28 protein-coding genes are annotated in these 26,854 nt (G+C 62.9%); 19 read left to right on the top strand and 9 right to left on the bottom strand.

All coding sequences use genetic code 11. The annotated features are described in order from the left end of the window. Positions 1-33: 33 nt before the first annotated feature. On the bottom strand, positions 34-789 hold the full coding sequence (locus SLW75_RS23735) for a spermidine synthase (protein ID WP_065993059.1): 756 nt from the start codon (positions 787-789) through the stop codon (positions 34-36). Positions 790-1,017: 228 nt separating this feature from the next. Here SLW75_RS23735 and SLW75_RS23740 point away from each other — a divergent pair, with 228 nt between their 5' ends. Further along, positions 1,018-2,364: a class II 3-deoxy-7-phosphoheptulonate synthase gene (locus SLW75_RS23740; protein ID WP_065993057.1), complete on the top strand. Its 1,347-nt coding sequence runs from the start codon at positions 1,018-1,020 to the stop codon at positions 2,362-2,364. Positions 2,365-2,492: 128 nt separating this feature from the next. Here the strand turns inward: SLW75_RS23740 and SLW75_RS23745 are convergent, their stop codons facing one another. Together SLW75_RS23745 and SLW75_RS23750 are read right to left on the bottom strand one after the other, a co-directional pair. Further along, positions 2,493-3,740, bottom strand: a complete 1,248-nt coding sequence (locus SLW75_RS23745) for a winged helix-turn-helix domain-containing protein (protein WP_410935608.1) — start codon at positions 3,738-3,740, stop codon at positions 2,493-2,495. Between the two features lie 49 nt (positions 3,741-3,789). Then, positions 3,790-4,023 carry a DUF1127 domain-containing protein gene (locus tag SLW75_RS23750; RefSeq protein WP_410935609.1) on the bottom strand — a complete coding sequence of 78 codons (234 nt, stop codon included), beginning with the start codon at positions 4,021-4,023 and terminating at the stop codon, positions 3,790-3,792. Between the two features lie 96 nt (positions 4,024-4,119). On the opposite strand from SLW75_RS23750, the gene SLW75_RS23755 reads away from it, so the two are divergent. Next, complete coding sequence (locus SLW75_RS23755) at positions 4,120-4,974, top strand: LysR substrate-binding domain-containing protein (RefSeq protein ID WP_065993052.1); 855 nt, start codon at positions 4,120-4,122, stop codon at positions 4,972-4,974. A gap of 19 nt (positions 4,975-4,993) precedes the next feature. Here SLW75_RS23755 and SLW75_RS23760 read toward each other — a convergent pair whose 3' ends face one another. Further along, on the bottom strand, positions 4,994-5,725 hold the full coding sequence (locus tag SLW75_RS23760; protein WP_141695274.1) for a sulfite exporter TauE/SafE family protein: 732 nt from the start codon (positions 5,723-5,725) through the stop codon (positions 4,994-4,996). A gap of 239 nt (positions 5,726-5,964) precedes the next feature. Here SLW75_RS23760 and SLW75_RS23765 point away from each other — a divergent pair, with 239 nt between their 5' ends. The 3 genes from SLW75_RS23765 to SLW75_RS23775 all read left to right on the top strand — a co-directional run bounded on the left by SLW75_RS23765 (position 5,965) and on the right by SLW75_RS23775 (position 8,095). Next, positions 5,965-6,438 (top strand): MarR family winged helix-turn-helix transcriptional regulator, encoded by a 474-nt coding sequence (locus tag SLW75_RS23765; protein WP_192133725.1) that lies wholly within the window; start codon positions 5,965-5,967, stop codon positions 6,436-6,438. A 166-nt stretch (positions 6,439-6,604) separates the two neighbouring features. Beyond that, positions 6,605-7,024 carry an organic hydroperoxide resistance protein gene (locus SLW75_RS23770; protein WP_065993050.1) on the top strand — a complete coding sequence of 140 codons (420 nt, stop codon included), beginning with the start codon at positions 6,605-6,607 and terminating at the stop codon, positions 7,022-7,024. Positions 7,025-7,075: 51 nt separating this feature from the next. Beyond that, complete coding sequence (locus SLW75_RS23775; RefSeq protein ID WP_410935610.1) at positions 7,076-8,095, top strand: alpha/beta hydrolase; 1,020 nt, start codon at positions 7,076-7,078, stop codon at positions 8,093-8,095. 102 nt (positions 8,096-8,197) lie between these two features. Here the strand turns inward: SLW75_RS23775 and SLW75_RS23780 are convergent, their stop codons facing one another. After that, positions 8,198-8,767 (bottom strand): elongation factor P, encoded by a 570-nt coding sequence (locus SLW75_RS23780; RefSeq protein WP_065993048.1) that lies wholly within the window; start codon positions 8,765-8,767, stop codon positions 8,198-8,200. 87 nt (positions 8,768-8,854) lie between these two features. Then, a complete protein-coding gene (gene earP / locus SLW75_RS23785) occupies positions 8,855-10,000 on the bottom strand; it encodes an elongation factor P maturation arginine rhamnosyltransferase EarP (RefSeq protein ID WP_410935611.1) in 1,146 nt (381 codons plus the stop codon). 123 nt (positions 10,001-10,123) lie between these two features. Here earP and SLW75_RS23790 point away from each other — a divergent pair, with 123 nt between their 5' ends. The 12 genes from SLW75_RS23790 (at position 10,124) to SLW75_RS23845 (ending at position 21,324) form a co-directional block, all read left to right on the top strand. After that, entirely contained in the window at positions 10,124-10,519 is a 396-nt protein-coding gene (locus SLW75_RS23790) for a hypothetical protein (RefSeq protein ID WP_065993046.1), read from the top strand. 46 nt (positions 10,520-10,565) lie between these two features. Beyond that, positions 10,566-11,048: a GreA/GreB family elongation factor gene (locus SLW75_RS23795; protein ID WP_410935674.1), complete on the top strand. Its 483-nt coding sequence runs from the start codon at positions 10,566-10,568 to the stop codon at positions 11,046-11,048. A gap of 123 nt (positions 11,049-11,171) precedes the next feature. Beyond that, on the top strand, positions 11,172-11,378 hold the full coding sequence (locus SLW75_RS23800; protein ID WP_065993044.1) for a hypothetical protein: 207 nt from the start codon (positions 11,172-11,174) through the stop codon (positions 11,376-11,378). Positions 11,379-11,480: 102 nt separating this feature from the next. Further along, entirely contained in the window at positions 11,481-12,041 is a 561-nt protein-coding gene (locus SLW75_RS23805; RefSeq protein ID WP_065993039.1) for a DUF1003 domain-containing protein, read from the top strand. A 223-nt stretch (positions 12,042-12,264) separates the two neighbouring features. Further along, the gene (gene dkgB, locus SLW75_RS23810; RefSeq protein WP_410935612.1) at positions 12,265-13,068 is read left to right on the top strand and encodes a 2,5-didehydrogluconate reductase DkgB; all 804 of its coding nucleotides are present in this window, start codon (positions 12,265-12,267) and stop codon (positions 13,066-13,068) included. 330 nt (positions 13,069-13,398) lie between these two features. Further along, a complete protein-coding gene (locus SLW75_RS23815; protein WP_065993032.1) occupies positions 13,399-14,136 on the top strand; it encodes a FadR/GntR family transcriptional regulator in 738 nt (245 codons plus the stop codon). Then, positions 14,133-15,137 (top strand): ABC transporter ATP-binding protein, encoded by a 1,005-nt coding sequence (locus tag SLW75_RS23820; RefSeq protein WP_410935613.1) that lies wholly within the window; start codon positions 14,133-14,135, stop codon positions 15,135-15,137. The genes SLW75_RS23815 and SLW75_RS23820 overlap by 4 nt, the downstream gene beginning before the upstream one ends. Further along, positions 15,134-16,267, top strand: coding sequence for an ABC transporter ATP-binding protein (locus tag SLW75_RS23825; RefSeq protein WP_410935614.1), 1,134 nt, complete (start codon positions 15,134-15,136; stop codon positions 16,265-16,267). The genes SLW75_RS23820 and SLW75_RS23825 overlap by 4 nt, the downstream gene beginning before the upstream one ends. Next, positions 16,264-17,763, top strand: coding sequence for an ABC transporter substrate-binding protein (locus SLW75_RS23830; protein WP_192133750.1), 1,500 nt, complete (start codon positions 16,264-16,266; stop codon positions 17,761-17,763). Before SLW75_RS23825 ends, SLW75_RS23830 begins: the two co-directional genes overlap by 4 nt. Positions 17,764-17,806: 43 nt before the next feature. Continuing rightward, entirely contained in the window at positions 17,807-18,751 is a 945-nt protein-coding gene (locus tag SLW75_RS23835; RefSeq protein ID WP_037011865.1) for an ABC transporter permease, read from the top strand. After that, entirely contained in the window at positions 18,751-19,659 is a 909-nt protein-coding gene (locus SLW75_RS23840) for an ABC transporter permease (protein WP_065993026.1), read from the top strand. The genes SLW75_RS23835 and SLW75_RS23840 overlap by 1 nt, the downstream gene beginning before the upstream one ends. 69 nt (positions 19,660-19,728) lie before the next feature. Next, positions 19,729-21,324 carry a gamma-glutamyltransferase family protein gene (locus SLW75_RS23845; RefSeq protein ID WP_410935615.1) on the top strand — a complete coding sequence of 532 codons (1,596 nt, stop codon included), beginning with the start codon at positions 19,729-19,731 and terminating at the stop codon, positions 21,322-21,324. Between the two features lie 236 nt (positions 21,325-21,560). Here the strand turns inward: SLW75_RS23845 and SLW75_RS23850 are convergent, their stop codons facing one another. From SLW75_RS23850 to SLW75_RS23860, 3 genes are all read right to left on the bottom strand, one after another. Beyond that, a complete protein-coding gene (locus SLW75_RS23850; protein WP_083233268.1) occupies positions 21,561-21,911 on the bottom strand; it encodes a DUF202 domain-containing protein in 351 nt (116 codons plus the stop codon). Next, positions 21,908-22,348: a YidH family protein gene (locus SLW75_RS23855; protein WP_410935616.1), complete on the bottom strand. Its 441-nt coding sequence runs from the start codon at positions 22,346-22,348 to the stop codon at positions 21,908-21,910. The genes SLW75_RS23850 and SLW75_RS23855 overlap by 4 nt, the downstream gene beginning before the upstream one ends. Positions 22,349-22,593: 245 nt before the next feature. Next, complete coding sequence (locus SLW75_RS23860) at positions 22,594-23,904, bottom strand: L-fuconate dehydratase (protein WP_410935617.1); 1,311 nt, start codon at positions 23,902-23,904, stop codon at positions 22,594-22,596. A gap of 164 nt (positions 23,905-24,068) precedes the next feature. Between SLW75_RS23860 and SLW75_RS23865 the strand changes: the two genes are divergently transcribed. Then, the gene (locus SLW75_RS23865; RefSeq protein WP_410935618.1) at positions 24,069-24,971 is read left to right on the top strand and encodes a LysR family transcriptional regulator; all 903 of its coding nucleotides are present in this window, start codon (positions 24,069-24,071) and stop codon (positions 24,969-24,971) included. A gap of 238 nt (positions 24,972-25,209) precedes the next feature. Next, positions 25,210-26,763, top strand: coding sequence for a UxaA family hydrolase (locus tag SLW75_RS23870; protein ID WP_410935675.1), 1,554 nt, complete (start codon positions 25,210-25,212; stop codon positions 26,761-26,763). Positions 26,764-26,854 lie beyond the last annotated feature (91 nt).

A 26,854-nucleotide genomic window follows, 5' to 3' on the forward strand; every position in this document is an offset into this window, starting at 1 on the left:
TTGCTGACAGAGCCGGCTGAACGGGGATGCTGATCACGTCGCAGGCCGCAGCGTCTTGATCAGCGGCAACAGCGAATAGCCCAGTTGCGGCGCGAGGCTCTCGGCGCGCTGGGTGAGGGCGTCAATGTCCAGCGTCTGATCGAGGTCAGCGGGGACGATAAGGATGACGTTGCCCTCCTTCACCGGCAATTCCCAGTAATGCCGGTGATAAAGGCCGCGCAGCAGCGCCGCCCCAAGTGGTTTGCCATCGTCCGACGCCCACTGGTTGATGATCAGCCAGCCGCCGGGGTTGAGGCGCTGCTGGCATTTTTCGAGAAACCCCCAGGCCAGATGGCCCACGGCAGGGCCGGTGTCGGTGTAGAGATCGACGAAAATCAGGTCAGCGTCTTCGGCGGTCGGCAGCAGGTCGAGGGCGTCGCCGATGCGCACGTACAGCCGGGGATCGTCCTGCAGGCCCATGTACTCCATGGCCAGACGCGGCACATCGGGGCGCAGTTCGATGGCTTCGACGTCGTCGAGGGGGAGGAACTTCAGGCACGCCTGGGTCAGCGTGCCCGCACCAAGGCCCATGAACAGCGCGCTTTCCGGGGCGGGATGGCACAGGGCGCCAATGAACATGGCGCGGGTGTAGTCGTATTCGAGCCAGGCCGGATCAGCCGTGAACGTGCAACTCTGTTCGATGGCGTCACCGAACTCCAGGAAGCGGTAATCGGCCACTTCAAGTACGCGGATTTTGCCGAATTCGTCGTGAACTTCGGCCAACACGTGCTCTACGCGTTCCTCGGTCATTGCTGTTCTCGTGCCCATGGTCAGAGTGATTCGGGATAGCGCCCGCAGGGATTAGCATCGCCGCGCTCAGCGATCGACGTAGCCGCGCACCGGGCCTGGCGTGCAAAAGGGAGCTGAAAGCGGCCCGCAAAGGCGCGGATTGTCGGCGAATCACTCCCCGCAGGTCACGCAAATTCTCGGAGCGAGCTGCTAACATGCCTGTCCGATCGCACTGACTTCGAGTTCAACATGAGCCAACCCTGGAGCCCCGACAGCTGGCGGAACCTGCCTATCCAGCAGCAACCTCAATACCCGGACGCCGAGCACGTTCGCCGTGTCGAACAGACCCTTGCCAGCTACCCGCCGCTGGTGTTTGCCGGGGAAGCACGCGAGCTGCGCCGACAGTTTGCCGAGGTCACCGAGGGCCGGGCGTTCCTGCTGCAGGGTGGCGATTGCGCGGAGAGTTTCTTCGAATTCTCGGCGGCGAAAATCCGCGACACCTTCAAGGTGCTGCTGCAAATGGCGATCGTCATGACGTTTGCAGCCGGTTGTCCGGTGGTCAAGGTCGGGCGCATGGCCGGGCAATTCGCCAAGCCGCGCTCGTCCAACGACGAGACGATAGATGGCGTGACCTTGCCGGCGTACCGCGGCGACATCGTCAACGGCATCGGTTTCGACGAGAAGAGCCGCGTGCCCGACCCTGATCGCCTGCTGCAGGCGTATCACCAGTCCACCGCGACCCTCAATCTGCTGCGCGCTTTCGCCCAGGGCGGTTTTGCCGACCTGCATCAAGTGCACAAGTGGAACCTGGATTTCATCGCCAACTCGGCGCTGTCGGACAAATACAGCCAGCTCGCCGATCGCATCGACGAGACCCTGGCCTTCATGCGCGCCTGCGGCATGGACACCTCGCCGCAATTGCGCGAAACCAGTTTCTTCACCGCCCACGAAGCGCTGCTGCTGAATTTCGAAGAAGCCTTCGTCCGTCGCGACAGCCTGACGAATGATTTCTACGATTGCTCGGCACACATGCTGTGGATCGGCGACCGCACACGGCAGCTGGACGGCGCCCATGTGGAATTCCTGCGCGGCGTGAAGAACCCGATCGGCGTCAAGGTCGGGCCGAGCATGAACACCGACGACCTGATCCGCCTGATCGACATCCTCAACCCGGACAACGACCCGGGACGCTTGAACCTGATTGCGCGCATGGGCGCCAACAAGGTCGGCGACCATTTGCCGGGGCTGATCCGTGCAGTGGAGCGCGAAGGCAAGAAGGTGCTGTGGAGTTCGGACCCGATGCATGGCAACACCATCAAGGCCAGCAGCGGTTACAAGACCCGCGACTTCGCCCAGATCCTTGCGGAAGTGAAGCAGTTCTTCCAGGTCCATCAGGCCGAAGGGACCTACGCCGGGGGCATCCACATCGAGATGACCGGACAGAACGTCACCGAATGCATCGGCGGCGCGCGTCCGATTACCGAAGATGGCTTGTCGGACCGTTACCACACCCACTGTGATCCGCGGATGAATGCCGATCAGTCGCTGGAGCTGGCGTTTTTGATCGCCGAGACGTTGAAGCAGGTGCGTCGGTAGGGGGGCTGCGTCTGACTGCCATGGCCCCTTCCCGGCTGAAGCCGGTCCTACTAACGGCGCGCCGTTTTCTGTAGGACTGGCTTTAGCCGGGAAAGCGTCGGATGTCAGACCCTAGAATCTACATTTCATTACAGGTGATCGAAGCCGCTGGCCACAAACGCCTCCCGCAAGCGCGCCGCACTGGCGCGCTGGCAGTTGATCAGCACGTGCGGCAGTTCCAGCCAGCTTGCCAGTTGCCGCAGGTGCATCGCCAGGGCGTGCATGCCTTCGTCATCCAGTCCGGGTTGCTCTTCGTGAACCCCATGGACCGCCAGACGCCCTGCCGCCCGTTCAGCACGCAGGTCGATGCGCGCGGCGATGCGTTCGTTGTGCAGAAACGGCAGCACGTAATAGCCGTAAATCCGCTTGTGCGCGGGGGTGTAGATCTCCAGACGGTAGTGGAAATCGAACAGCCGCTCGGTGCGCGCCCGCTCCCAGATCAAGGAATCGAAAGGCGACAGCAACGCGCTGGCCGCCACCTTGCGCGGCACCGTCAGACCAGGAAGCGTATACGCCGGTTGCTTCCAGCCCTGCACCTTAACCCGTTGAACCGCGCCCTCCTCCACCAGCTCTGCCAACCCGCGCTTCGCCGGGGCCGGGTCCTGCCGGAAATAATCGCGCACGTCCTTTTCGGTAGCGACGCCCAGCGCTTTGACCGCATGCAGCAGCAAACCGCGCTGTGCGTCGGATTCGCCAATATCGGGGTGACAGACGATCGCCGAGGGCAGAACGCGCTCGGGCAAATCGTACAACCGCTCGAAACCGCGACGGCCGGCGACCGTGACCTCACCCGCTGCAAAGAGCCACTCCAGCGCATGCTTTTCGGCGCTCCAGTCCCACCACGGCCCGGCGCGATCCTGTCGGGTGCTGATACTGCCCGCACCCAACGCGCCCTGCTCGCGAACGGTCTGTAACACCCGGGCGATGGTGGTTTGCTGCTCGCGGCCGAACTTGGCCAGTTGCTGATAAATGCCCTCTCCCTGGGCCGCGCGCTGCATTCGCCAGCGCATCATCGGATACAGTTCGAGGGGCAGCAACGACGCCTCGTGGCCCCAGTATTCGAACAGCTTGCGCTGCCGACCCTGGCCCCATGCCGCCTGTTCCAGCAACGTGCGCGGGTAAGGGCCGAGCCGGGAAAAGAGCGGCAAGTAGTGCGATCGCACCAGCGCGTTGACCGAATCGATCTGCAGCACGCCGAGCCGTTCGATCAGCTGTGTGACGTGGGCTGCCTTGATCGTCGCAGGCGGCTGGCGACTGCTGAAGCCCTGGGCGGCCAGCGCCAGCCGGCGCGCGTGCTTGAGGGAAAGTGGCGGGTGGATCGGCAGTTCGGCGGGCATTGCAACCTCCATGGCGGTGCCCAACGCTAACCGATCATCCGCTGCCCTGTCAGCGCTTCATCGGGTCATCCCAGAAAGGACGCTGCATTTCTTCGTAGAGATCCGCCCGACTCAGGCCCAGATCCTTCAGCGCATCATCGCTCAGCGTGGCCAGTTCGACGCGCTGCTGATGCAGCCTGCGCCAGCGAGCAACCTGCGCCACAAATCCTTTCCACCAATGTTTCAGCGCGAATGCCCGCGACAGAGGCTTTGCGACCAGTACATAACCTTTTTGACCTTTCATCGTCCTGCCCTCCAGTGGGGATGGGCAGATTCTCTCGCCGGGCCTAAGATCAATCCAACGAATGTTTCTTATGCACTGCATCTGGGAGATTGATGCATGACCACCTACCCGAGTATCGACAGCGAACTGCTGCGCACCTTTGTCGCGATCGCCGACGAGGGCGGTTACACCAAGGCGGGCGAGGTGGTGAATCGCACGCAGTCGGCCGTCAGCATGCAAATGAAACGGCTGGAGGAGGACGTGGTGCGGCGCCCGTTGTTTCTGAAAGACGGCCGCACCATCAGCTTCACGGCGGAAGGCCAAGTGCTGCTGGGCTACGCGCGGCGGATTCTGAAACTGCACAGCGAAGTGTTCAACACCCTGCGCGAGCCGCACATGGTCGGCACGGTGAAGATCGGCACGCCGGACGATTACGTGATGCGCTTTCTGCCGGGGATTTTGCAGCGTTTTGCCCAGGCCTATCCGCTGGTGCAGGTGGAAGTGCATTGCGAGTCTTCGTCGCAGTTGCTGCAACGCCAGGACCTGGACCTGAGCATTGTCACCCGCGAGCCCGGCAAGGAAATCGGCCAGATCCTGCGCCAGGAGCGGTTCGTCTGGGCCGTCGGCGCAGGCTTTTGCCCACAGGAGCAAACGCCGATGCCGCTGGCGATGTTCAACACCGACTGCTTTTGCCGGCAGTGGGCAATCAACGCGCTACAGGCGTCCGGCCGCGAGTTCCGGGTGGCCTACACCAGCGCGAGCCTGTCAGCGATCATGGCGGTGGTCAGCGCCGGGCTGGCGGTGACGGCACAGCTGCAAAGCCTGATCACCTCGGACCTCGAAGTGCTGGGGGAACAGCACGGGCTGCCACAATTGCCGTCGGCGAGCATCGTGCTGCTGCGCAACCCCAACAACCCGTCGCCGATCACCGAGTGCCTGGCCGATCACATTGCCGAGGGGTTCAGGCTGTAAAAAGACTCAGGCTGTTAGATCACAGCTTGAAGCACAGCATGATCGCGCAGATCACCAGAAAGCCGCAGAACAGCGAGCGCAACGTACGCTCCGGCAAACTGTGCGCCAAGGCGACGCCCCAGCTGATGCTGGCCAGCCCGCCGATGGCCAGGGGAATGCCCATCAGCCAGTCGACGTGCCCGTGCAAGGCGTAAGTGGCCAGGGTAATCGTGGTGCTCGGCGCCGCCAGTGCCAGCGCCAGGCCCTGAGCCGCCACCTGCGTTGCGCCAAACAGGCCGGTCAGAATGGGTGTCGCGATCACCCCGCCGCCGACGCCGAACAGCCCGGCGGTGACGCCCGAGCCCACGCCCAGCAGCCACAACCATCGGGTGTGGCGCAATTGGGCGCCTGCAGTGCCCTTGCGCCAGACCATCTGGATCAGGTTGAACAGCGTCAGCACGATGAGAAACCCGACGAAGCCCAGGCGCATGCTTTGCGGGTCAACGCGCACCGCCCACAGCGAGGTCAGCCAGGACATCGTGAAACTGGGCACGATGAGCATCAGCGCATGGCGCACCGACACCCGATTGCGCTGGTTGTAACGCCACAGCGCCAGCAGCACGTTGGGCAGCACCATCAACAACGCCGTGCCCTGGGCCAGTTGCTGATCGAGCCCGAACAACACGCCCAGCGCGGGAATGGCGACCAGCCCGCCGCCAATGCCGAACAGTCCACCCAGTGTGCCCATGGCGGCGCCCAGCAGCAGGTACATCAATACGTCGACAATCACGGGCGTTCCTCTGATCCGATTTCAGCGCGCATGCTACGCAGTCAGCGCCGTCGAGGAAATCCGCGTTGACGATTCCAGGGTGTACCACCGATTCACAGCATTGTCGGCGCCTGCCGCCGATCGATAGAAAGCTACACGCCCAGCCATTACCGAAATTATCTGGTGCATTAAACATCTGGGTACTAAATTACCGACCATTACTGACCGAGCGAGGGACACCCATGAACGCCAACGAGCCATCCCAAAAGGCTGGCGCTGGCAGCTGCGACGCGCTGCTGCTGGACAACCAGCTGTGTTTCGCCCTGTACTCGACGTCGCTGATGATGACCAAGGTGTACAAGCCGCTGCTGCAGGCGCTGAACCTGACCTACCCGCAATACCTGGCGATGCTGGTGTTGTGGGAGCGCGACGGCCTGACCGTCGGAGAAGTGAGCACGCGCCTGCTGACCGATCCGGGCTCGCTGACGCCGCTGCTGAAACGACTGGAAGCCGAAGGCCTGATCCGCCGGACCCGCAGCAAGGAAGATGAACGCGTCGTGCTGCTGACCCTGACCGACCAAGGAAAGGCGTTGCACACAAAGGCCCAGAGCGTTCCGCAATGCATTCTCGCCGCCAGCGGCATCAACCTTGAGCAGCTCAAAGCCCTGCAGAAAGACCTACTGGCCCTGCGCGGGAATCTGCACGAGAGCCTCTGATCGGCCCCCTTCATCGACTCACCTCAAAAATCCCGAAAATTTATCTTGCGCACTAAACATTGGCGCAGTACATTTCACCTCACTTGCTTAGCGCACAAAACTTTAGCGCAAAGCAGACCCTGATTCATTCAACGCTATTCAACCCATCAGCACGTGAGGAATTACCATGCAAGCGCTCTACACTGCAGTCGCAACCGCAACCGGTGGCCGTGATGGCCGCGCTGTTTCCGACAACAAAATTCTCGACGTCAAACTGGCCACCCCGAAAGAACTGGGCGGCGCTGGCGGCGAAGCCACCAACCCAGAGCAACTGTTTGCTGCCGGCTACTCGGCCTGCTTCATCGGCGCACTGAAATTCGTCGCCGGCCAGAGCAAGAAAACCATCCCGGCTGACGCGTCGATCACTGCCCACGTCGGCATCGGCCAGATCCCTGGCGGTTTCGGTCTGGACATCGACCTGCACATCAGCCTGCCGGGCCTTGAACAAGCCGAAGCCCAGGCGCTGGTCGATGCAGCCCACCAGGTCTGCCCTTACTCCAACGCCACACGCGGCAACGTCGACGTTCGTCTGCACGTGACTGTGTAAAAACCTGGCGTAAGGCCTCGCCTCCAACCCTCGTCTGACCGGGAGAAGAACATGAACACGTTTGGCAAGATTCTGGCTGGCTCGCTCCTCGCACTGTCCATCGGCAACGCTTTTGCTGCGACCGATACGGGCGTCGAGCACAACACGCAGGCGTTTCTGGACGCGCTGAATTCCGGAAGCGGCAAGCCGATCGAACAGCTTTCGCCCAAAGATGCCCGCGCCGTCCTGACCGGTGCCCAGGCCGGGGTCAAGTTGACCCTGCCCAAGGCCGATGTCAGCCAGAAGACCATTTCGGTGGATGGCCAAGACATCAGCCTGACGATCGTTCGTCCGGCCGGCGTCAAAGGCACCTTGCCGGTGTTCATGTATTTCCACGGCGGCGGCTGGGTGCTCGGCGATTACCCGACCCACGAACGTCTGGTGCGGGATCTGGTCGAGGGTTCGGGGGCAGTGGCGGTGTTCGTCAACTACACCCCATCACCTGAAGCCCACTACCCGACGGCGATCAACCAGGCCTATGCGGCGACCAAATGGGTCGCCGAGCATGGCAAGGAAATCAACGTCGACGGCAAGCGTCTGGCGGTGGCGGGCAACAGCGTCGGCGGCAACATGGCGACGGTTGTCAGCCTGATGGCCAAAGACAAAGGCACGCCGGCCATCCGTTACCAGGTGCTGTTGTGGCCGGTGACTGACGCCAACTTCGATACCGGTTCGTACGATCAGTTTGCCGAGGGTCACTTCCTCACCCGCAACATGATGAAGTGGTTCTGGGACAACTACACCACCGACCCGAAACAGCGCGCCCAGATCTATGCCTCACCGCTGCGGGCCACGACCGAACAGCTGAAAGGTCTGCCGCCTGCCCTGGTGCAAACCGCAGGGGCTGACGTGCTGCGCGACGAAGGTGAAGCCTACGCCCGCAAGCTGGACCAGGCCGGTGTGCCGGTCACGGCGGTTCGCTACAACGGCATGATTCACGATTACGGGCTTTTGAACGTGATCAGCCAAGTGCCGGAAGTGCGCTCGGCAATGCTGCAGGCTTCGCAAGAACTCAAGGTTCATCTGAAGTAAATGCGTCAGCGGGCGTCAACTCGGCGCCCACAAAAAAGCCCGACTCCATGGTCGGGCTTTCTCGTGTTCGGCGTTACATCACCGGCATTACAAAAACTGTGCTTATTTGGCACGGCCTTTGTAGGAACCGCCTTCGCGGGTATCGATTTCGATCTTGTCACCGATTTCGATGAAGTCAGCCACCTGCAGCTCGGTGCCGTTGGCCAGTTTGGCCGGCTTCATGACCTTGCCCGAGGTGTCGCCGCGAGCCGAACCTTCGGTGTAGTCAACGGTGCGCACGATGGTGGTCGGCAGCTCTACGGAAACCAGACGCTCTTCAAAGAAGATCGCTTCGCAGACGTCGGTCATGCCTTCTTCAACGAATGGCAGAACGGCTTCGATGTCTTCGGCGTTCAGCTCGTACATGGTGTAGTCGGTTGTGTCCATGAACGTGTAAGTGTCGCCGCTGATGAAAGACAGCGTGGCTTCTTTACGGTCCAGGATCACGTCGTCCAGCTTGTCGTCGGCGCTGTAGACGATTTCAGTCTTGTAGCCGGTCAGCAGGTTCTTCAGCTTGGTTTTCATGATCGCGCTGTTACGGCCCGACTTGGTGAATTCAGCTTTCTGAACCAGCCAAGGATCGTTTTCCAGCTTGATCACGGTACCGGGTTTAAGCTCTTTGCCAGTTTTCATTACGAGTATCCGAATTTGGATGAAAGATCTTTCTAAGCCCTGTACGAAAAGCCACTTTTCGTACAGGGCTTAATACAAGGCCGCGTATCATATCCAACTTTGGTAAAACCTTACCAGCGCAGTCGTCAGATCCTCCTGCAAGGCCTGTTCCAGACACCAGCGCCGGGCATGGGCGGCGAGTTCATCGGTGTGCTGCTCCAGCGCATTCCAGCCCTGAGTCATGGCTGTTCCGCCATTCCAGCTGCGCCAGACTTCGGTCAGCGCCTGCCCTGCAGCCTCCGACAACCCCACCCGATACAGCTCCAGAAACGCATCGAGCTTGGCCCAGTGGGCGTCGTCATCCTGCTCGTAGATGTGCCAGATCAGCGGCCGCCCCGCCCATTGCGCGCGGACGAAGGAGTCCTCACCGCGCACCACGTTGAAATCACAGCACCACAACAGCGAATCGTAGTCTTGCTGATGCACGAACGGCAGCACCTGAATGGTCAGGGCATCGCGCGCATGCACGGCGCCCGCCGTCAATTCATCCACGCCCAACCAGCGCTGAACGTCGCCCAGAATGCGGCCCTCAGGCAACAGCAAATGGGTAGTGCAATCAGCCTGGGCCAGGCAATCCAGCCAGCTGCCGACCCCGGCGTGTTCGTAGGCAAACAGTGACATCAGCCGCGCATCGGCGTGGGGCGCGATGTTCAGGCGCTGGAGGAAGGATTGGCGTGCGGCGGGATTGGCCTGAAACGCCTGGCGCTTTTCGATCAAGCCGGCTTCACGCAACAACCCGCCGGTCTTCGCGGTGAATCCGGGGAAAAAGAAGTACTTGCGCAGGCCCGAAGACTGGATCGACGGCAGGCCGTGGCAGCCCGACACCCAGTCTTCGGCGCTCAGGTACTCGAGGTTGAACCACAGCGGCCGTTTCTCTGCCCCGAGCATGGCGTCGATGTAGTCCGGTGGCAGGCGACAGGCAAAGGCCTCGACCACGACGTGCGGCAGCTGCAACGGCTGCCAGGTTTTGGGCCATTCCGCTGGCCAGCGACAGACGATAACGCCATCCTGCATTTGCTGATCAGCCAGGGGATCGGCACCCGGGCACAGCCGGGCGAAGGCGTTCAGGTCATCGATCCAGAGGCGAACCTGCAGGTCGTGTTCGGCGACCAGTTGTCGGGCCAGGCGAAAGGTCACGCCGACGTCGCCGAAATTATCGACAACGCTACAGAAAATATCCCAAGAGGCTTTCATCCGGGCTCCCTGAGGATGTTCAAAAAAACCGATTGTCCGTCATTGCGGCGCAGAATCGCCAGCCCCGCTCGTGCGACAATCGCCGCCACTGCTGGCCACATGCATACAAGTCTGGAGTCTGTCATGTACGTCAACCCACGCGAACTGTCCGTCACGCTGCGCCCGCTCAAGCTGATCCTGTCGATTGCCGCCGGCATCTGGCTGGGGGTTCTCGCTGTCCTGCTAAGCCTGTGGCTGATCTATAAACTGCTCCCCGCCGAGCAGACCCAGGCACTGAACAATGCCGCGGCGCAGATAACTGCCCCGCCCGCGGCCAGACCAAAACCCGAAACTGATAACCCGATGTTCGATCAGTACCGGCAGATTCTGCGCGACAGCGAAACGCGGCAGACCCAGGAGGCTGAGCAGGCGGAGCGGCAACGCAGCTTCAACGGCCCGAAATGTCAGTTCTGGATGCAGCAGAACCAGACCGCGCCCAGCGAGAAAAGCCGTGCGAGCGTCTATCAGTTCTGCGGTTGAATCCCTTTTTGTCGAGCCATTCCATGCCACCGAATACGCCATGCCCGTGAACAAGCAAACCGTCCTGCAGTGCATCGTCGAGAAACTGCAGGTCGACCTCGATGTGGCCGTGCGTGCCGCGCAAACGGCGTACGAAACCGCGACCCACGAAGAGAACATCGCCGAGAACAAGTACGACACGCTCGGGCTGGAGGCGTCCTATCTGGCGGCGGGTCAGGCGCGGCGCGTGGAAGAAATCCGCCAGTCGCTGAACCTCTGCCGCCACCTCGTGCTCAAGCCGTTCGATGACCAGCGCGGCATCCAGACCGGCGACCTCATTGCCCTGCAGGCAGGCAACGGCGCAGGGCAGCTGTTGTTTCTCGGGCCTGACGCGGCGGGGCTGAAAGTCACCGTCGACGAGCAGGTGATTACGGTGATCACCGCACGTTCGCCACTGGGACAAAGCCTGCTTGGCAAGTTCGATGGCGATGAGGTGGAGGTGGTGGTGAACGGCAGCCGTCAATCGTTCGAGATCACGCAAATCCTGTGACCCACTGATCATTTGCAGGGTTGTAGCGTCCGAGTTTTTGTGGGTAAGGTGCGCAGTCGCACCACAAAGGGTGAACCCCGGAACACGGAGCCGGGGACACGGATTTAACCAAGGAGATATTTCATGACGAACGTCATCACTTTCCCTGACGCCCATGAACGTGATCGCCTCAAGTCCAGTGACCACCACGGGTTGAGATACCTGAACAAGAAAGAGCGACAACTGATCGACCGCCTGCGCATGACCAGTCACGCTGGCCGCCAGTACGTTTACGACTACGCCAGCATCATGCAGCGTTCCAAACCGCTGTACCCCGAGCCGGTGGACTGACGCGGCGCAACCGGGACACGCGCCGGTTCAGCAGAGGTTCAGTACGACGCCAATGAGCGCGGGCCTATAGTGGGCAGGTGTTTCTGTCCTCAGGAAAGCATCATGCCCACTGCCACGCCCACGCCCGTCCCCTCGCCCGCCGAACCGAGCGCTGCCGCTGCGCCGGCAGATCATCTGCGCTTTCACAAACGCCACGCCCACCTGGCGCCGACCTTTGGCACCGATGCCTTCGCCCTCAAGGCCGAGGCGTTTGCGCGCTTTTTCGGCACGCCCACCTTTCTCGGCGCCCAGACGTTTCTGGTGGTGCTGTGGGTCGGCGCCAACCTGAGCGGGCTGGTGTCATTCGATCTCTACCCGTTCATCCTGCTCAATCTGGCGTTCAGCCTGCAATCGGCCTACGCCGCACCGCTCATTCTCCTCGCGCAAACACGACAGGCTGCTCGCGACAAGGCCAGCGCCGATGCCGACGCGCTCCACCGCGAGGCGTTGGCGACGGCCAATGAAGAACGCATGGCGCGAGCGGCGCAAAACACCGCACAGATGCTGGAACTGCTGGAACAAAACACCCGGCTCACCGAAATGACCAAAGTGCTGACCGAACGGGTGGAAGCGCTGACGGCGGACATGCACAAGCATTTCGTAAAACGCGATGGGCATGTCTGATCTGGAGCCGGTCGCAGAACCCTGTGGGAGTGACCGCCACAGGCCGTCCGAAATCACATCCCGTTGAACGATCACGATCAAGCGCTGCCCGAAACTTCATGGCATTCATGATCCCCCGTCAAAACTCCCGTGCCCGCGCTGTGGTTTTTCCCTGCCAGCCGGCGCGGGATACTGGGCGTCTGCTTCGTTTATCCCCTTCCCCCTTGAACTCTGGAGTTTTCCCATGACTGTTCCCGCATTTGGCCTTGGCACCTTCCGCCTGAAAGATCAGGTCGTCATCGACTCGGTCAGCAACGGCCTGGAGCTGGGCTATCGCGTCATCGACACCGCGCAGATCTACGGCAATGAAGCCGAGGTCGGTCAGGCCATCGAGCAAAGCGGCGTGTCCCGTGATGAGCTGTACATCACCACCAAGATCTGGACTGACAATTTCGCCGCCGACAAGCTGATTCCGAGCCTTAAGGAAAGCCTGGCCAAGCTGAAAACCGATCACGTCGACCTGACGCTGATCCACTGGCCGTCGCCGAAGGGCCAGGTGCCTGTCGCCGAATTCATGGGCGCACTGCTGGAAGCCAAGCAGCAAGGCCTGACCCGCGAGATCGGCATTTCCAACTTCACTGTGGCGCTGATGGGTGAAGCCATCGCTGCGGTCGGTGCCGAGAACATCGCCACCAACCAGATCGAACTGCACCCGTACCTGCAAAACCGTACCGTGGCCGCTTTCGCTCAACAGCACGGCATCAAGATTACGTCCTACATGACCCTGGCCTACGGGGAAGTGCTGAAAGACCCGGTGATCGAGCAGATCGCCCAGCGCCACAACGCGACGCCTGCGCAAGTGACCCTGGCGTGGGCCATGCAACTAGGCTACGCGGTGATTCCGTCGTCGACCAAACGCGCCAACCTGGAAAGCAACCTGAAAGCCGTCGACCTCACGCTGACCGAGGACGACATGGCGCAGATTGCGCAGCTGGACCGCGGCCATCGCCTGACCAGCCCGGCCAGCCTTGCGCCGCAGTGGGATTGATAAAGCGCTGATTCTGGCTTCGGCCAGAATCACCCCAATCAGCGCCCCCTAATAACGCACCCGAACCATAAACAGGCGCCCTGCCTGGACCCTCCCCCGAAATTGGTTCGCTTCCCGCCTGAACCAATCCCGCTCCTCCTCGCGAACCAGACTTCCGAACCTTTGCCGATTGGCCCGAAGCGGCGGGATCACGCCTGCCCTTGTGCCGGCCATCGGACCTTGCGGGTGAACCATTTTTCATTGGCATCGCTATTGCACTCCTCTTCTGCAGCCAGGCCCTGCTTCACGCAGCCCATGGCCTCCGGTTCACCCCCGTGACGAGAGACGCAGATGGACAGCATCGACACCGACGCAACCCACGACACTTCGTCAAAGATGGCCCTCGACGCGTTGCGCCAACTGGTCGCGCAGCAGGCGGCCTTCCCGCAACGGCCGTTGCCGACCGAGCGCGATCTGGCGGTGGATTTCGGCGTCAGTCGCCGGGCCATTCGCCGCGCGCTGGCGGTGCTCGAAGCCGAGGGGCACATCTGGCGGCGGCAGGGCAAAGGCACTTTCGTCGGCCCTACCCCGCCGAGCGCGGCCATGAGCTTTGCCAAGCTGTCGAGCCGGACCAATTTCAGCGAGGTCATGGAAGCGCGCATCTATCTGGAACCGGCGCTGGCGTCACTGGCCGCCCTGCGCGCCAGCGGCGAACAGATGGCGATCCTGCGCCGGCTCGCCGAGCGCACCACCCACCAGCAACATGCCAGCGAACCCGACGCCGAAGGCATCGAGCTGTGGGACAGCGCGCTGCATCGCGGGATCGCCGAAGCCGCCGGCAACCGCCTGATGCTCGATATCTTCGAAATGCTCGACGCCATTCGTCTTGACCCGGCCTGGCGCGACCTGCGCCAGCGCGCCCGCAACACCGATCGCCTGAGCACCTACAGCCACGACCACCACGACATCATCGGCGCCATCGAGAGCCGCGATCCGGCCAAGGCCGCCACCGCCATGCGCGGGCACCTGCGTGCGCTGCAACAGGCGCTCGATCACGTCATCCAGCAAGACCTCGAGGCCAGCGTATGAGTGCTTCACCCGCGAACACCCCATCGGTATTGAGCGTCAGCGACCTCACCGTGCGCTTCAAGGATGCCCCGGCCAATGTCGTCGACGGCGTGTCGTTCGCCATTCAGCCGGGCAAGACCCTGGCCATCGTCGGCGAGTCCGGCTGCGGCAAAAGCGTGACGTCCATGGCGTTGATGGGCTTGCTGCCCGACACCGCCACCGTCCAGGCCAGCGCCTCGAATCTGCTGGGCGAACCTTTGATCGGTATGTCCGACGAGCGCCTGCTGGACGTGCGCGGAAACCGCATGGCAATGATCTTTCAGGAGCCGATGACCTCGCTCAATCCGGTGTTCACCATCGGCGATCAGATTGCCGAGAGCGTGATTCGCCATCAGGGTCTGTCAGCCAGCGCCGCCCGCCAGCGCGCGCTGGAAATGCTGGAAAAGGTCCGCGTCCCCGATGCCCTCCAACGCCTCGACGCTTACCCCCACGAGCTGTCCGGCGGCATGCGTCAGCGCGCGATGATCGCCATGGCATTGGCCAACGACCCTGCGCTGATCATCGCCGACGAACCCACCACCGCCCTGGACGTGACCATTCAGGCGCAGATTCTTTCGCTGGTCGCCAGCCTCCAGGCCGAAACCGGCACCTCGATGATGCTCATCACCCACGACCTCGGCGTGGTCGCCGAAGTGGCCGACGAGGTCATCGTGATGTACGCCGGGCGCGTCGTCGAAAGCGGTTCGGTGAAGACCCTGTTCGATGATCCGCAGCACCCTTACACCATCGGCCTGATGGGCTCGATGCCCTCGGTCGGTCCTCGCGAAGGGCGTCTGGCAACGATCAATGGCCGTGTGCCGACGCCGGCTGAAATGCCTACGGGCTGCCGCTTTGCCAGCCGGTGCCCATTCGTCATCGCCGCCTGCCGGGAAGCCCGTCCGCCGCTTCTGGAAGTCTCCGCCGGGCATTTCGCCGCCTGCATTCGCGTGCCACTTGAACAGCATCTGGGAGTCAGCGCATGAGCCTGTCAGGCCCACACATCGTGAACAACGGGGCGGCTGAGTCGGCACTGGAAAAGCCGATTCTGGAAAGCATCGCGGTGAGCAAACACTTTCACAGCGAAGCCGGATTGTTCCAGCGCAAAAAGCCGCCCGTGCAGGCGGTCAATGAGGTTTCCCTGGCGGTGCGCCGGGGCGAGACCCTGGCGCTGGTGGGTGAGTCGGGCTCGGGGAAATCGACCCTGGGCCGGGTGCTGCTGAACCTGCTCAAGCCCACCGCTGGCGACGTCATTTATGAAGGCCGCAACCTGGGCAACCTGCCCGCCGACAAGCTGCGTCAGGTACGCCGCGATCTGCAGATCATTTTCCAGGACCCGTTCGCCTCGCTGAACCCGCGCATGAGCGTGGAATCGATCATCGGCGAGCCGATCTGGCTGCATCGCGACGACAGCCGCAGCGCGCGTCAGGACAAAGTCGCCGAGCTGCTGCGCACGGTGGGCCTGGCGCCGGAGCACGGCAGCCGCTTTCCCCACGAATTTTCCGGTGGTCAGCGTCAGCGCATCGGTATCGCCCGGGCGCTGGCCTCGGAACCACGGCTGATCCTCGGCGACGAACCGGTGTCGGCGCTGGACGTCTCGGTGCAGGCCCAGGTGGTGAATCTGCTGGAAGACCTCAAGCACCAGTTCGGCCTGACCCTGCTGATCGTCGCCCACGGCCTCGCGGTGATCCGCCACATGAGCGACCGTGTGGCGGTGATGTACCTCGGTGAGATCGTTGAGCTGGCGCCGGTCAACGCGCTGTTCGAAACGCCGTTTCATCCTTACACGCAAGCGCTGATGGCCGCCGTGCCGGTCAGCCATCCCGATCTGCGCCGTCCGCGACCGTTACTCGGCGGTGACATGCCAAGCCCTAGCATGCCACCGTCCGGTTGCCGCTTTCACACCCGTTGCCCCCACGCCAAGCCGCTGTGCCGCGAGGCGAAGCCGCTCTTCGAAAGCGTCGAGCCGGGGCGTCAGGTGGCCTGCCATTACTGGCGCGAAATCGCCAACGCCGGCGCCGGTTCGCTGATCGTGCCCACGCCCAGCGCCGCCTACAGCCAGCGCCTGAACCTGTTCAAAAGCCATCAAGCCCTTTCTCTGGAGAGTCAGCCATGAAGTTCGCCCACCTGATGACAACCACGTTGTTGCTGCTCGCTGCGAATGCGGCTGTCGCCGAAACCACCCTGCGCATCGGCATTCAGGACGACCCTGACATGCTCGACCCACACCGCTCGCGTACCTACTCGGGGCGTCTGGTCTACACCGCGCTGTGCGACAAGCTGGTGGACGTCAATCCGGACCTGACCTACGCGCCGCAACTGGCCACCGCCTGGAACTGGAGCGAGGACGGCAAGACGCTGACCATGACCCTGCGCGACGGCGTGACCTTCCACGACGGCGAGGTGTTTGATGCCGCCGCCGTGAAGTTCAACCTCGACCGTGCGCGCACCCTGCCCGACTCCCTGCGCAAGAGTGAGCTGGCGTCGGTGGAAAGCGTTGAGGTGATCGACGCGAAAACCGTGGCGATCAAAGTCAAGCAGCCCGACGCGACGCTGATCTCGCAACTGTCCGACCGCGCCGGGATGATGCTCGCACCCAAGGCCTCGGCGACCGACGTGGCCTCCAGGCCGGTGTGTTCCGGGCCCTACAAATTCGTTCAGCGCGTGCAGCAGGACCGCATCGTGCTGGAGCGCTTCGACAACTACTGGAACAAGCAGGCGTACCACTTCGACAAGGTGATTTTCCTGCCGATTCCGGACACCTCGGTGCGCCTGGCAAACCTGCGTTCCGGCGACCTGGACATCATCGAACGCGTCGCGCCCACCGACGTGAAGACCGCCAAGGCCGACAGCCACGTGCAGGTGTTCAGCACGCCGGGCCTGGGCTACATGCAGCTGATGTACAACACCAACAACGGCGACAAAGCCAACACCCCGATGGGCAAGGACAAGCGCGTGCGCAAGGCCTTCGAGCTGGCGATCGACCGTGACGCGATCAATCAGGTGGTGTTCGAAGGCCTGTACGCGCCGAGCGCCCAGCCGTTCCCGAAAAACAGCCCGTATTACGACAAGGACTTGCCGCTCCCGACCCGTGACGTCGAAGCCAGCAAAAAACTGCTCGCGGAAGCCGGGGTCAAGACGCCCCTCGCCGTGGAGCTGAAAGTCGCCAACAACCCCATCGCCCAGCAGGTCGGCCAGATCATTCAGGCGATGGCCGAAGAGGCTGGCTTCAAGGTCAATCTGATCGCCACCGAATACGCCACGCTGCTCAGCGAGCAACAGGCCGGCAACTTCCAGATCGGCATGAGCGCCTGGTCGGGCCGCCCTGATCCGGATGGCGACATCCACCAGTTCGTGACCTGCAAGGGCGGCCAGAACGACGGGCATTTCTGTGACCCGAAACTCGACGAGCTGCTGAACAAGGCGCGCACCGTGAACGATCAGGCCCAGCGTCAGGCCATCTACTTCGAGGCCCTGCGCCTGCTCGCCGAAGACGTGCCGACCAGCTACCTGTACTTCGATCCGCGAATCATCGCCATGCGCAGCAACCTCACCGGTTTCGTGCCCAACCCCGATGGTTTGATTCGCTTGAACAACGTCGCTTTCAAATGACAGCGGCGCCCGTGGACAACCGCTTCGGCCGCGAGGATTCGTCATGCTGACATTCATCCTGCGACGCCTGCTCAGTGCCATTCCGACGCTGATCCTGGTTTCGCTGTTCGTCTTCACCCTGCAAAAGCTGCTGCCCGGTGATCCGGTGCAGGCCATGGCGGGTGAAGAGCGCGACCCCGCGGTGATGGAATACCTGCGCGAGAAATACCGGCTCAACGACCCGCTGCCGCTGCAGTACGTGCACTGGGTCGGCAATGTCCTGCAGGGCGACTTCGGCACCTCGTTGCGCACTGAGCAACCGGTGACCGTGCTGCTGGCCTCAAAGCTGCCGGTGACCATCGAACTGGCGGTGCTGGCGCTGATCATCGCGCTGGTGATCGGCATTCCGACGGGGGTGATCTCGGCGGTGCGCAAGGGCACGTCGGTGGACTACGCGGCCAACGTGTTTGCCCTGTCGGGGATCTCGATTCCGCACTTCTGGCTGGGAATTCTGTTGATCATGATCTTCGCCGTGAAGCTGCAGTGGCTGCCGGCCTCGGGCTTTGTGCCGCTGGGTGAAGACGTCGGGCAGAACCTGAAAACCCTGATCCTGCCGGCCTTCGTGCTGGGCGCCGGGCTCTCTGGCGTGCTGATGCGCCACACCCGCAGCGCGATGCTCGAAGTGCTGCGCGCCGACTACGTGCGCACGGCACGGGCCAAAGGTCTGTTCCCGCGCACGGTGATTCTGAAGCACGCCCTGCGCAACGCGCTGATGCCCATCGTCACCCTGACCACGCTGCTGTTTGGCGAATTGCTTGGCGGCGCGGTGCTGACCGAGCAGGTGTTCAGCATTCCCGGCTTCGGCAAAATGATTGTCGATGCCGTGTTCAACCGTGATTACGCCGTGGTGCAAGGCGTGGTGCTGTGCGTTGCGATCGGATTTCTGCTGCTGAATCTGCTGGCGGACGTGCTCTATCGCCTGATCAATCCGCGTCTGAGGACTGCCTGATGACTTCGATTGCGACCCATCCTTCGGCGCCGCTGAACGCGCCGTCCCAGGCGCCGTCGAGAGAGCCGCTGCGGCCGCGCACCCGCTCGCCGTTCGTGAAGAAATTCCTCGCCAACAAGGGCGCGGTGGTCGGCGCGGTGGTGCTGATCATCTTCATTCTCGCCGCGCTGCTGGCGCCGTGGATTGCGCCCCATGATCCGCTTAAAGCCAACTTCCTCGCCGTGCGCAAGGCGCCGTCGCTGATCTACTGGCTGGGCACCGATGAGCTGGGCCGCGACCTGTTCTCCCGCCTGCTCTGGGGTGCGCGCAGTTCGTTGCTGGCCGGCGGGGTTTCGGTGGCGATTGCCATGGTCATTGGCGTGCCGCTGGGCCTGTTGGCCGGTTACTTCGGCGGCAAGCTCGACGCGGTGATTTCACGCATCATGGAAGCGCTGCTGTCGTGCCCGTTTCTGGTCCTGGCCATTGCCCTGGGCGCGTTTCTCGGCCCGAGCCTGAGCAACGCGATGATTGCCATCGGGCTGTCGGCGATGCCGATTTTCTCGCGCCTGACCCGCGGTCAGGTGCTGGCGATCCGTCACGAAGATTACCTGGAAGGCGCCCGTGCCATCGGCCTGCCGGACCGCTGGATCATCCTGCGCTACGTGCTGCCGAACGTGCTCTCGCCGCTGGTGGTGCAAGCGACGCTGACCATCGCCTCGGCGATTCTGGCGGAAGCGAGCCTGTCGTTCCTCGGTCTGGGCCAGCAACCGCCCTCGCCGTCCTGGGGCTCGATGCTCAACACCGCGAAGAACTTCATGGAACAGGCGCCGTGGATGTCCATCGCCCCCGGCGTGGCAATCTACATCACGGTGCTGTGTTTCAACCTGCTGGGTGACGGGCTGCGTGATGCCCTCGATCCGAAAAGCTGACGGCGGTCGCGCTTAAACGCCGAAGCTGCGCCTCTATAACCGATCAACTGCCAAGAAGAGAACGACTGCATGTTCGATGATCTGGATTACAGCCAACCCTACGCGTCCGCCCGCTCGCCGGTGATGGGCAACAACATGGTCGCCTGCTCGCAACCGCTGGCCGCCCAAGCCGGGCTGGACATGCTGCGTCAGGGCGGCAACGCCGTTGACGCCGCCATCGCCGCCGCCATGGTGCTGACCGTGGTCGAACCCACCGGTTGCGGCATCGGCAGCGACGCGTTCGCCATCGTCTGGGACGGCAAGACGTTGCAGGGCCTCAACGCCTCGGGCCGCTCGCCGCAGGCCTGGACGCCGGAGCACTTTGCCGGTCAGCCGGAAATGCCCCAGCGCGGCTGGGCCTCGGTGACGGTGCCGGGCGCGGTATCGGCCTGGGTCGCGTTGTCCGAGCGCTACGGCAAGCTGCCCTTCGCCACCCTCGCTGCGCCGGCCATCGGCTATGCGCGGGACGGTTATCAGGTGACGCCGATCATTGCCGAACTGTGGCGGCGTGGCGCCGGGCTGTTGAAGGATCAGCCGGGCTTTGCCGAGTGCTTCCTGCAAGGCGGCAAAGCGCCGAAGGCCGGGGAGAAAGTCGTGCTCAAGGATCACGCTAAGACGCTTGAGCTGATTGCCGAAACTAAGGGCGAGGCGTTCTATCGCGGCGAACTGGCCGAAGCGATGATCACTCACGCCAACGCCAATGGCAGCGTCATGAGCCTTGAGGATCTGGCGAACCATCGGGTGGACTGGATCGATACTTTGTCGGTGCCGTACGCCGGCGCCGTGGTCCACGAGCTGCCGCCGAATGGTCAGGGCATCGCCACGCTGGCGGGTCTGGGCATCCTCGAAGCGCTGGGGGTGGGCGAGCAGCCGGTGGACAGCGTCGAGACCGTGCACCCGGTGCTGGAAGCGATGAAGCTGGCGCTGGCCGATCTCAACCAGCACGTCGCCGACAACGACCACATGCGCGTCGCCGCTGAACACATGCTGGACCCGGCCTACCTGCGCGACCGCGCGGCGTTGGTCGGCGAACAGGCACAAGATCCGCTGCACGGTGCGCCCAAGGCCGGCGGCACGGTGTACCTGTCGGCGGCGGACGAGAGCGGCATGATGGTCTCGTTCATCCAGTCGAACTACATGGGTTTTGGTTCCGGTGTGGTGGTGCCGGGCACGGGCATCAGCCTGCAGAATCGTGGGGCGGGTTTTACCCTGGACGCGGATCACGTCAACACCGTGGCACCGGGCAAGCGGCCGTTTCACACCATCATTCCGGGCTTTGTGATGAACGCCGACGGCACGCCGCTGATGTCGTTCGGCTTGATGGGCGGGCCGATGCAGGCGCAGGGGCATTTGCAGATGATGCTGCGCATCCTGCGCTACAAGCAGAACCCCCAGGCCGCCGCCGACGCGCCGCGCTGGCGCATCGAGTCCGGGCTGAAGGTTGCGGTGGAGCGCTCGTTTGATCCGGTGGTGATCGAAGCGCTGCGCGCCAAGGGCCACGACGTGGAAGTGGAAGACCCCAGCGGCGTGTTTGCCTTCGGCGGCGCGCAGATCATCCAGCGCACGGCCCATGGGTATGTGGGCGGGACCGATCCGAGGAAGGATGGGTTAGTGGCGGCGTATTGAGTCACCCGGCATTGTAGGACCGGCTTCAGCCGGGAAGAGGCAGGTCCTGCTGAGCCACAATGTCTTGATCCACCGGGGACAGATTAATTTACGGTGAAGCGCTGTAAATAAATCAGTCCCCTCTACCGGCGAGTCCCCTCTACCGGCGGCGTGTCAGACAACGGACATGTCACAGACAGACCTGATTTTGCGGGCAAGCGGGCTTTTACACGAATTCATTCGATTCACTCCCTGATTCAGCCAGACACCACCGCAACAATCCCCACCAGACTCAACACCATCACTGTGCAACCCAGCACCGCCACTTCACGTAATGGCGGCGGGATGCGCTCGTGGGTGATGCCCCGGGCGCTTTTGCGGTAGCGCGCGTTGAGGCCGATCTGGATCAGGAGGCCCGCCATCAACGAAAAAATGACCGGCAGCAGCGCCACCCACCCAAACGGCGGAATCCAGCGCAAAAACAGAATGCACACCCCGATCAACGTCAGCAGCGTCCGGCGCCAGGCCAGCAGTGTGCGTTCGGGCTGCAGACCGGGATCGTCGTGGCGCAATGGCGTCGACGGCACGGCATGACCGCGCCGGTTCACGACGCGCCGTAAATCAGAAAGACGATCAGCCCCGCCGCCACCAACGCGCCGCCCAACGACAGAATCGGCACCAGCACCGGCAACGGCAGCGGCTTGCGTTGACGCATCGCCCGTTCGACTTTCAGCCAGCGCACACAGGCACTGGCGCTCACCAGCAATGCCAGCACCAGCAACGACAGCGCAACCGTCCGACGCAGGCCGGGGCTGAACACGTCACTGGTGAAGGCTTCGACCGCGATGCCGCCCGCCAGGAACGCCAATGCCGTGCGGATCCACGCAAGAAACGTGCGTTCATTGGCGAGGGTGAAGCGCGGGTCAGGCTCGCAGCCGCCGCCGAGCAGCGAAGCCGACAGCCGATCACGCTCGGGCGGCGTGACGGGGGCGCTTGCTGGAGGAGTGGCGGGAGGAATGACGTTGCCGGGCTCGGGGGAATTCATGTCGCACCGTGGTCGGGTAGATGCGACGGATCATACCGGTCATGCCCGGGAAAGGCCCGTGTCCACAGCGACATGGGGTTGCCTGTTGCCGCACCGTGCATAACCTGTAGGAGCGTGGCTTGCCCCGCGATCGGGGACGCAGTCCCCGTAAATCCTGGCAACGCGCTGTGTCTGGAAAAACGCGTTGGGCGGGTCACGACGGGTTCCCCGTCGATCGCGGGACAAGCCACGCTCCTACAGTCAGATTATCGGTTCGCCAGGTCCACCCACACTGCGCCATCGGGATACTGATAGCGCTCCAGCGTCTCGGCGTGCATTTCGATGCTGTACCCCGGCCGTTGCGGGGGCATGTAGCGGCCGCGGCGGATGACCACCGGATCGAGGAAATGCTCGTGCAGGTGATCGACGTATTCCAGCACGCGTTTGTCCAGGGAGCCGGACACGGCGATGTAATCGAACAGCGAAATGTTCTGCACGTATTCGCACAACCCGACGCCGCCACCGTGGGGGCACACCGGGATGTCGAATTTGGCCGCCATCAGCAACACGATCAGCACCTCGTTCAGCCCACCCAGCCGTGCCGCGTCGAGCTGGCAGAAATCCAGCGCGCCGGCCTGGAACATCTGTTTAAACATCACCCGGTTGTGGCAATGCTCACCGGTGGCCACGCCAATCGGCGCGATGCGCTGGCGGATCGTCGCGTGACCGAGGATGTCGTCGGGGTGGGTCGGTTCTTCGATCCACCAGGGCTCGAACGCCGCCAGACGGCGCATGTTGGTGATCGACTGCTCGACGCTCCAGACCTGATTGGCGTCCATCATCAGGGTGCGTTCCCAGCCCAGTTCGTCCCGCAGGATCGCGGCGCGGCGCAAGTCTTCTTCGATGTCCGCACCGATCTTCTGCTTGATGTGGGTCCAGCCCTCGGCCACGGCTTCGCGGGCCAGCCGGCGCATCTTCTCTTCCGAATAACCCAGCCAGCCCGGCGCGGTGGTGTAGCCCGGATAGCCCTCCTCCCGCATCTGCGCCTCGCGCTTCGTTTTGCCCGGCACTTGGCGACGGAGCAACGCGATGGCTTCTTCGGGGGTGATGGCGTCGGTGACGTAGCTGAAGTCCAGGCACTTGACCAACTGCTCGGGGGTCATGTCGGCCAGCAACTTCCAGACCGGCTTGCCCTCGACCTTGGCCCACAGGTCCCACACCGCATTGACCAGCGCGGCGGTGGCCAGATGGATCACGCCTTTTTCCGGCCCCAACCAGCGCAATTGGCTGTCGCCGGCTGTGATGGTGTGCCAGAACGCGCCCATGTCCGCAGTGATCGATTCCAGGCTCAGCCCCACCACGCAGGGCGCCAGGGAGTGAATCGCGGCGGCGCAGATCTCATTGCCCCGCCCGATGGTGAACGTCAGGCCGTGGCCTTCCAGCCCGTCCGGTGAATCGGTGTGCAGCACGACATAGGCAGCGGAATAGTCCGGCGCGCTGTTCATTGCGTCGGAACCGTCGAGGGACAGGGAGGTGGGAAAGCGGATGTCGCGGACGGAAATGGACGTGATCTGCATGAACGGCCCTTATTTTTTAGAGACGGGCGGCAGCAAGGCAACCCTTGATGAACTCACTGTAGGACGGTTTGCGATACAGGCATAATCGCCAAATCCTAATCATCGATATCAAATCCGATATGTCAGATTCACCACCCTCCCCCGATCTGCCTGGCCCTTTCCCGATGCTGAAAATCTCCAGCCGGCAGATCGCGTTGCTCAACGCGTTGGGCGAACTGGGCAATCTGCGCAAGGCTGCCGCCGCCATTCACACCACCCAGCCCGCCGCCAGCCTCTTGTTGCAACAGCTGGAAGAGCGCCTTGGCGTGCAACTGTTCGAACGCTTGCCGCGCGGCATGCAGCCGACGTTGTTCGGTGAGGTGATGATTCGCTACGCCCAGGGCGCGCTGCATGAGTTCGAATACGCCGAAGCGCAGCTGGCCGAGCTGGCACGCGGGTCCACGGGGATGGTGCGCATCGGCACGGTGATGGGCCCGGTGCCGACGCTGCTGACCCGCGGCGTGCTGGCGTTCAAGGCCGCGCACCCGAAAGTGCGCATCGCCCTGGAAGTCGGCACCAGCGATGAATTGATACCGGCACTGATTCGCGGCGATTTCGATGTGGTGCTGGGCCGGCTGCCCGATCAGCTCGACGGCCAGAGCCTCGATATTCAGCTGTTCGAACAAGGCGAATGCATGCGCATCATCGCCCGGCCGCAGCACCCTCTGGTGAACCACAGCAACCTGACCCTGGCGGAGCTGGCGCCGCTGACCTGGATCCTTCACCCCATCGGCAGCCCCATGCGGCGCCAGGTTGAGAACGCATTGCAGGCAGCGCAATTGATTGAGCCCCTGGACATCATCGAAACCCGTTCGATTCTGGCGACCACCTCGATGCTGGAATCCTCGGACATGATCGCCGTGGTGCCCAATGACGTCGCCCGGCACTACGCCCGCTACGGCATGATCGCCATTCTGCCGGTGGAGTTGCCGTTGAGCATGGCCAATCTTGGCCTGATGACGTCGAAAGCCCGGCCGATGTCGGCAGCGGTGAAGGCACTGCTCGCTTTCCTGAGGTCACGTTTCTAAAGTCGAAGAGGGTCGGACGAATCGATAACCCCGCGTTATCGCTCAATCGAAACCTTTCATTGGGAAATTACCCACCGGCTTCATAGAGTGGCTGAAAATCGGCCAGCAACGTCCGCGTTTATGAGGCGCTGCTTGATAGGTCGTGAATAACAATAACCGGCCAGCCACGGTGCCGATCTCCGACGCAAGCCGTCGTCTCGCCCCGCTGATGCAGGCCGCCACCGTCATGAGAGGCCGCATGGAACTCATCGCCAAAACGCCTGCGTTCGACAGCAGCGCGCTGTTCATCCGCCTGAATCCCCTCGATAACGTGCTGATCGCTCGCCAGGCGCTCAACGAAGGCACGCACCTGGACGAAGAAAACGTCACCGTCTCGCAGCCGATTCCTTCCGGGCACAAGGTCGCGGCGGTTCGGGTCGAGCAGGGTCAGCCGCTGCGGCGTTACGGCCAGATCATCGGCTTCGCTTCACAGCCCATCGAAGCCGGGCAGCATGTGCACGTGCACAACGTCGAGATGGGCGACTTCTCCCGTGACTACGCCTTTGGCGTCGATGCCCACGAAACGCCGAAAACCGAAGCGTTCTTTCAGGGCATCGTGCGCGCCGACGGCCGTGTCGCGACGCGCAATTACATTGGCATTCTCACCTCGGTGAACTGCTCGGCCACCGTGGCACGGGCCATCGCCGACCGCTTTCGTCGCGATATTTTCCCGGAAGCCCTCGCGGACTACCCAAACATCGACGGCGTGGTCGCGCTGACCCACGGTTCGGGCTGCGCCATCGATTCAAAGGGCGAGGCCATCGACCTGCTGCGCCGCACCCTCGCGGGCTACGCCGTGCACCCGAACTTTGCGGCGGTGCTGGTGGTGGGCCTGGGCTGCGAGACCAACCAGATTCAGGACATGCTCGACAGTCAGGGTCTGAAAGCCAGTGACCAACTGCGCGCCTTCACCATTCAGGGCACCGGCGGCACGTCGAAGACCATCGCCAGCGGCATCGCTCAGGTGCAATCGCTGTTGCCCCAGGCCAACGGGGTCACCCGCGAGACCGTCAGCGCCAGGCACCTGATCGTCGGCCTGCAATGCGGCGGCTCCGACGGCTATTCCGGCATCACCGCCAACCCGGCGCTGGGCAATGCGGTGGATCGGCTGGTGGCGGCGGGGGGCACGGCGATTCTGTCGGAGACCCCGGAAATCTATGGTGCCGAGCATTTGCTGACGCGGCGGGCGGCCAGTCAGGCCATCGGCGAAAAGCTCGTTCAGCGCATTCACTGGTGGGAAGACTACTGCCAGCGCATGAACGCCGAGCTGAACAACAACCCGTCTGCCGGGAACAAGGCCGGCGGGCTGACGACCATTCTGGAGAAGTCCCTGGGCGCGGTGGCCAAGGCCGGCTCGACCAACCTGATGGGCGTGTATGAATACGCCGAAGCCGTTCGCGCCCAGGGCCTGGTGTTCATGGACACCCCTGGCTACGACCCGGTCTCTGCCACGGGGCAAGTGGCCGGCGGCGCCAACCTGATTGCATTCACTACCGGTCGCGGTTCCGCCTACGGTTGCGCGCCGACGCCGTCGATCAAGCTGGCGACGAATAACCGCGTGTTCGAATTCCAGCAGGAAGACATGGACGTGAATTGTGGGGGCATCGCCGACGGCACGACGACAATCGAAGAACGCGGCGCGTACGTGTTCCAGATGATGCTGGACATTGCCTCCGGCGCCCGCAGCAAAAGCGAACAACACGGTTATGGGCAAAACGAATTTGTGCCGTGGCACATCGGTGCGGTGACCTGACAGGACAGGCTGCCTTGGTAGGACCGGCTTCAGCCGGGAAGCTTTTCCAGCGTCACACCGCAACACGGATGGTGCCCAAACCGGCCCCTTC

It is taken from the genome of Pseudomonas sp. W5-01 (genome assembly GCF_046540435.1).
Taxonomy (GTDB): domain Bacteria; phylum Pseudomonadota; class Gammaproteobacteria; order Pseudomonadales; family Pseudomonadaceae; genus Aquipseudomonas; species Aquipseudomonas graminis_B.

Excerpts from the sequence above, each read along its gene's own strand:
- SLW75_RS23835 (WP_037011865.1), top strand. The coding sequence starts at position 17,807 with ATGCTGACATTCATCCTGCGACGCCTGCTCAGTGCCATTCCGACGCTG.
- SLW75_RS23745 (WP_410935608.1), bottom strand. The coding sequence starts at position 3,740 with ATGCCCGCCGAACTGCCGATCCACCCGCCACTTTCCCTCAAGCACGCG.
- SLW75_RS23865 (WP_410935618.1), top strand. The coding sequence starts at position 24,069 with ATGCTGAAAATCTCCAGCCGGCAGATCGCGTTGCTCAACGCGTTGGGC.
- SLW75_RS23815 (WP_065993032.1), top strand. The coding sequence starts at position 13,399 with ATGGACAGCATCGACACCGACGCAACCCACGACACTTCGTCAAAGATG.
- earP (WP_410935611.1), bottom strand. The coding sequence starts at position 10,000 with ATGAAAGCCTCTTGGGATATTTTCTGTAGCGTTGTCGATAATTTCGGC.
- SLW75_RS23775 (WP_410935610.1), top strand. The coding sequence starts at position 7,076 with ATGAACACGTTTGGCAAGATTCTGGCTGGCTCGCTCCTCGCACTGTCC.
- SLW75_RS23870 (WP_410935675.1), top strand. The coding sequence starts at position 25,210 with ATGGAACTCATCGCCAAAACGCCTGCGTTCGACAGCAGCGCGCTGTTC.
- SLW75_RS23740 (WP_065993057.1), top strand. The coding sequence starts at position 1,018 with ATGAGCCAACCCTGGAGCCCCGACAGCTGGCGGAACCTGCCTATCCAG.
- SLW75_RS23790 (WP_065993046.1), top strand. The coding sequence starts at position 10,124 with ATGTACGTCAACCCACGCGAACTGTCCGTCACGCTGCGCCCGCTCAAG.
- SLW75_RS23840 (WP_065993026.1), top strand. The coding sequence starts at position 18,751 with ATGACTTCGATTGCGACCCATCCTTCGGCGCCGCTGAACGCGCCGTCC.
- SLW75_RS23860 (WP_410935617.1), bottom strand. The coding sequence starts at position 23,904 with ATGCAGATCACGTCCATTTCCGTCCGCGACATCCGCTTTCCCACCTCC.
- SLW75_RS23825 (WP_410935614.1), top strand. The coding sequence starts at position 15,134 with ATGAGCCTGTCAGGCCCACACATCGTGAACAACGGGGCGGCTGAGTCG.
- SLW75_RS23765 (WP_192133725.1), top strand. The coding sequence starts at position 5,965 with ATGAACGCCAACGAGCCATCCCAAAAGGCTGGCGCTGGCAGCTGCGAC.
- SLW75_RS23855 (WP_410935616.1), bottom strand. The coding sequence starts at position 22,348 with ATGAATTCCCCCGAGCCCGGCAACGTCATTCCTCCCGCCACTCCTCCA.
- SLW75_RS23820 (WP_410935613.1), top strand. The coding sequence starts at position 14,133 with ATGAGTGCTTCACCCGCGAACACCCCATCGGTATTGAGCGTCAGCGAC.
- SLW75_RS23800 (WP_065993044.1), top strand. The coding sequence starts at position 11,172 with ATGACGAACGTCATCACTTTCCCTGACGCCCATGAACGTGATCGCCTC.
- SLW75_RS23770 (WP_065993050.1), top strand. The coding sequence starts at position 6,605 with ATGCAAGCGCTCTACACTGCAGTCGCAACCGCAACCGGTGGCCGTGAT.
- SLW75_RS23760 (WP_141695274.1), bottom strand. The coding sequence starts at position 5,725 with ATGTACCTGCTGCTGGGCGCCGCCATGGGCACACTGGGTGGACTGTTC.
- SLW75_RS23845 (WP_410935615.1), top strand. The coding sequence starts at position 19,729 with ATGTTCGATGATCTGGATTACAGCCAACCCTACGCGTCCGCCCGCTCG.
- SLW75_RS23805 (WP_065993039.1), top strand. The coding sequence starts at position 11,481 with ATGCCCACTGCCACGCCCACGCCCGTCCCCTCGCCCGCCGAACCGAGC.
- SLW75_RS23755 (WP_065993052.1), top strand. The coding sequence starts at position 4,120 with ATGACCACCTACCCGAGTATCGACAGCGAACTGCTGCGCACCTTTGTC.
- SLW75_RS23780 (WP_065993048.1), bottom strand. The coding sequence starts at position 8,767 with ATGAAAACTGGCAAAGAGCTTAAACCCGGTACCGTGATCAAGCTGGAA.
- SLW75_RS23830 (WP_192133750.1), top strand. The coding sequence starts at position 16,264 with ATGAAGTTCGCCCACCTGATGACAACCACGTTGTTGCTGCTCGCTGCG.
- SLW75_RS23735 (WP_065993059.1), bottom strand. The coding sequence starts at position 789 with ATGACCGAGGAACGCGTAGAGCACGTGTTGGCCGAAGTTCACGACGAA.
- dkgB (WP_410935612.1), top strand. The coding sequence starts at position 12,265 with ATGACTGTTCCCGCATTTGGCCTTGGCACCTTCCGCCTGAAAGATCAG.
- SLW75_RS23750 (WP_410935609.1), bottom strand. The coding sequence starts at position 4,023 with ATGAAAGGTCAAAAAGGTTATGTACTGGTCGCAAAGCCTCTGTCGCGG.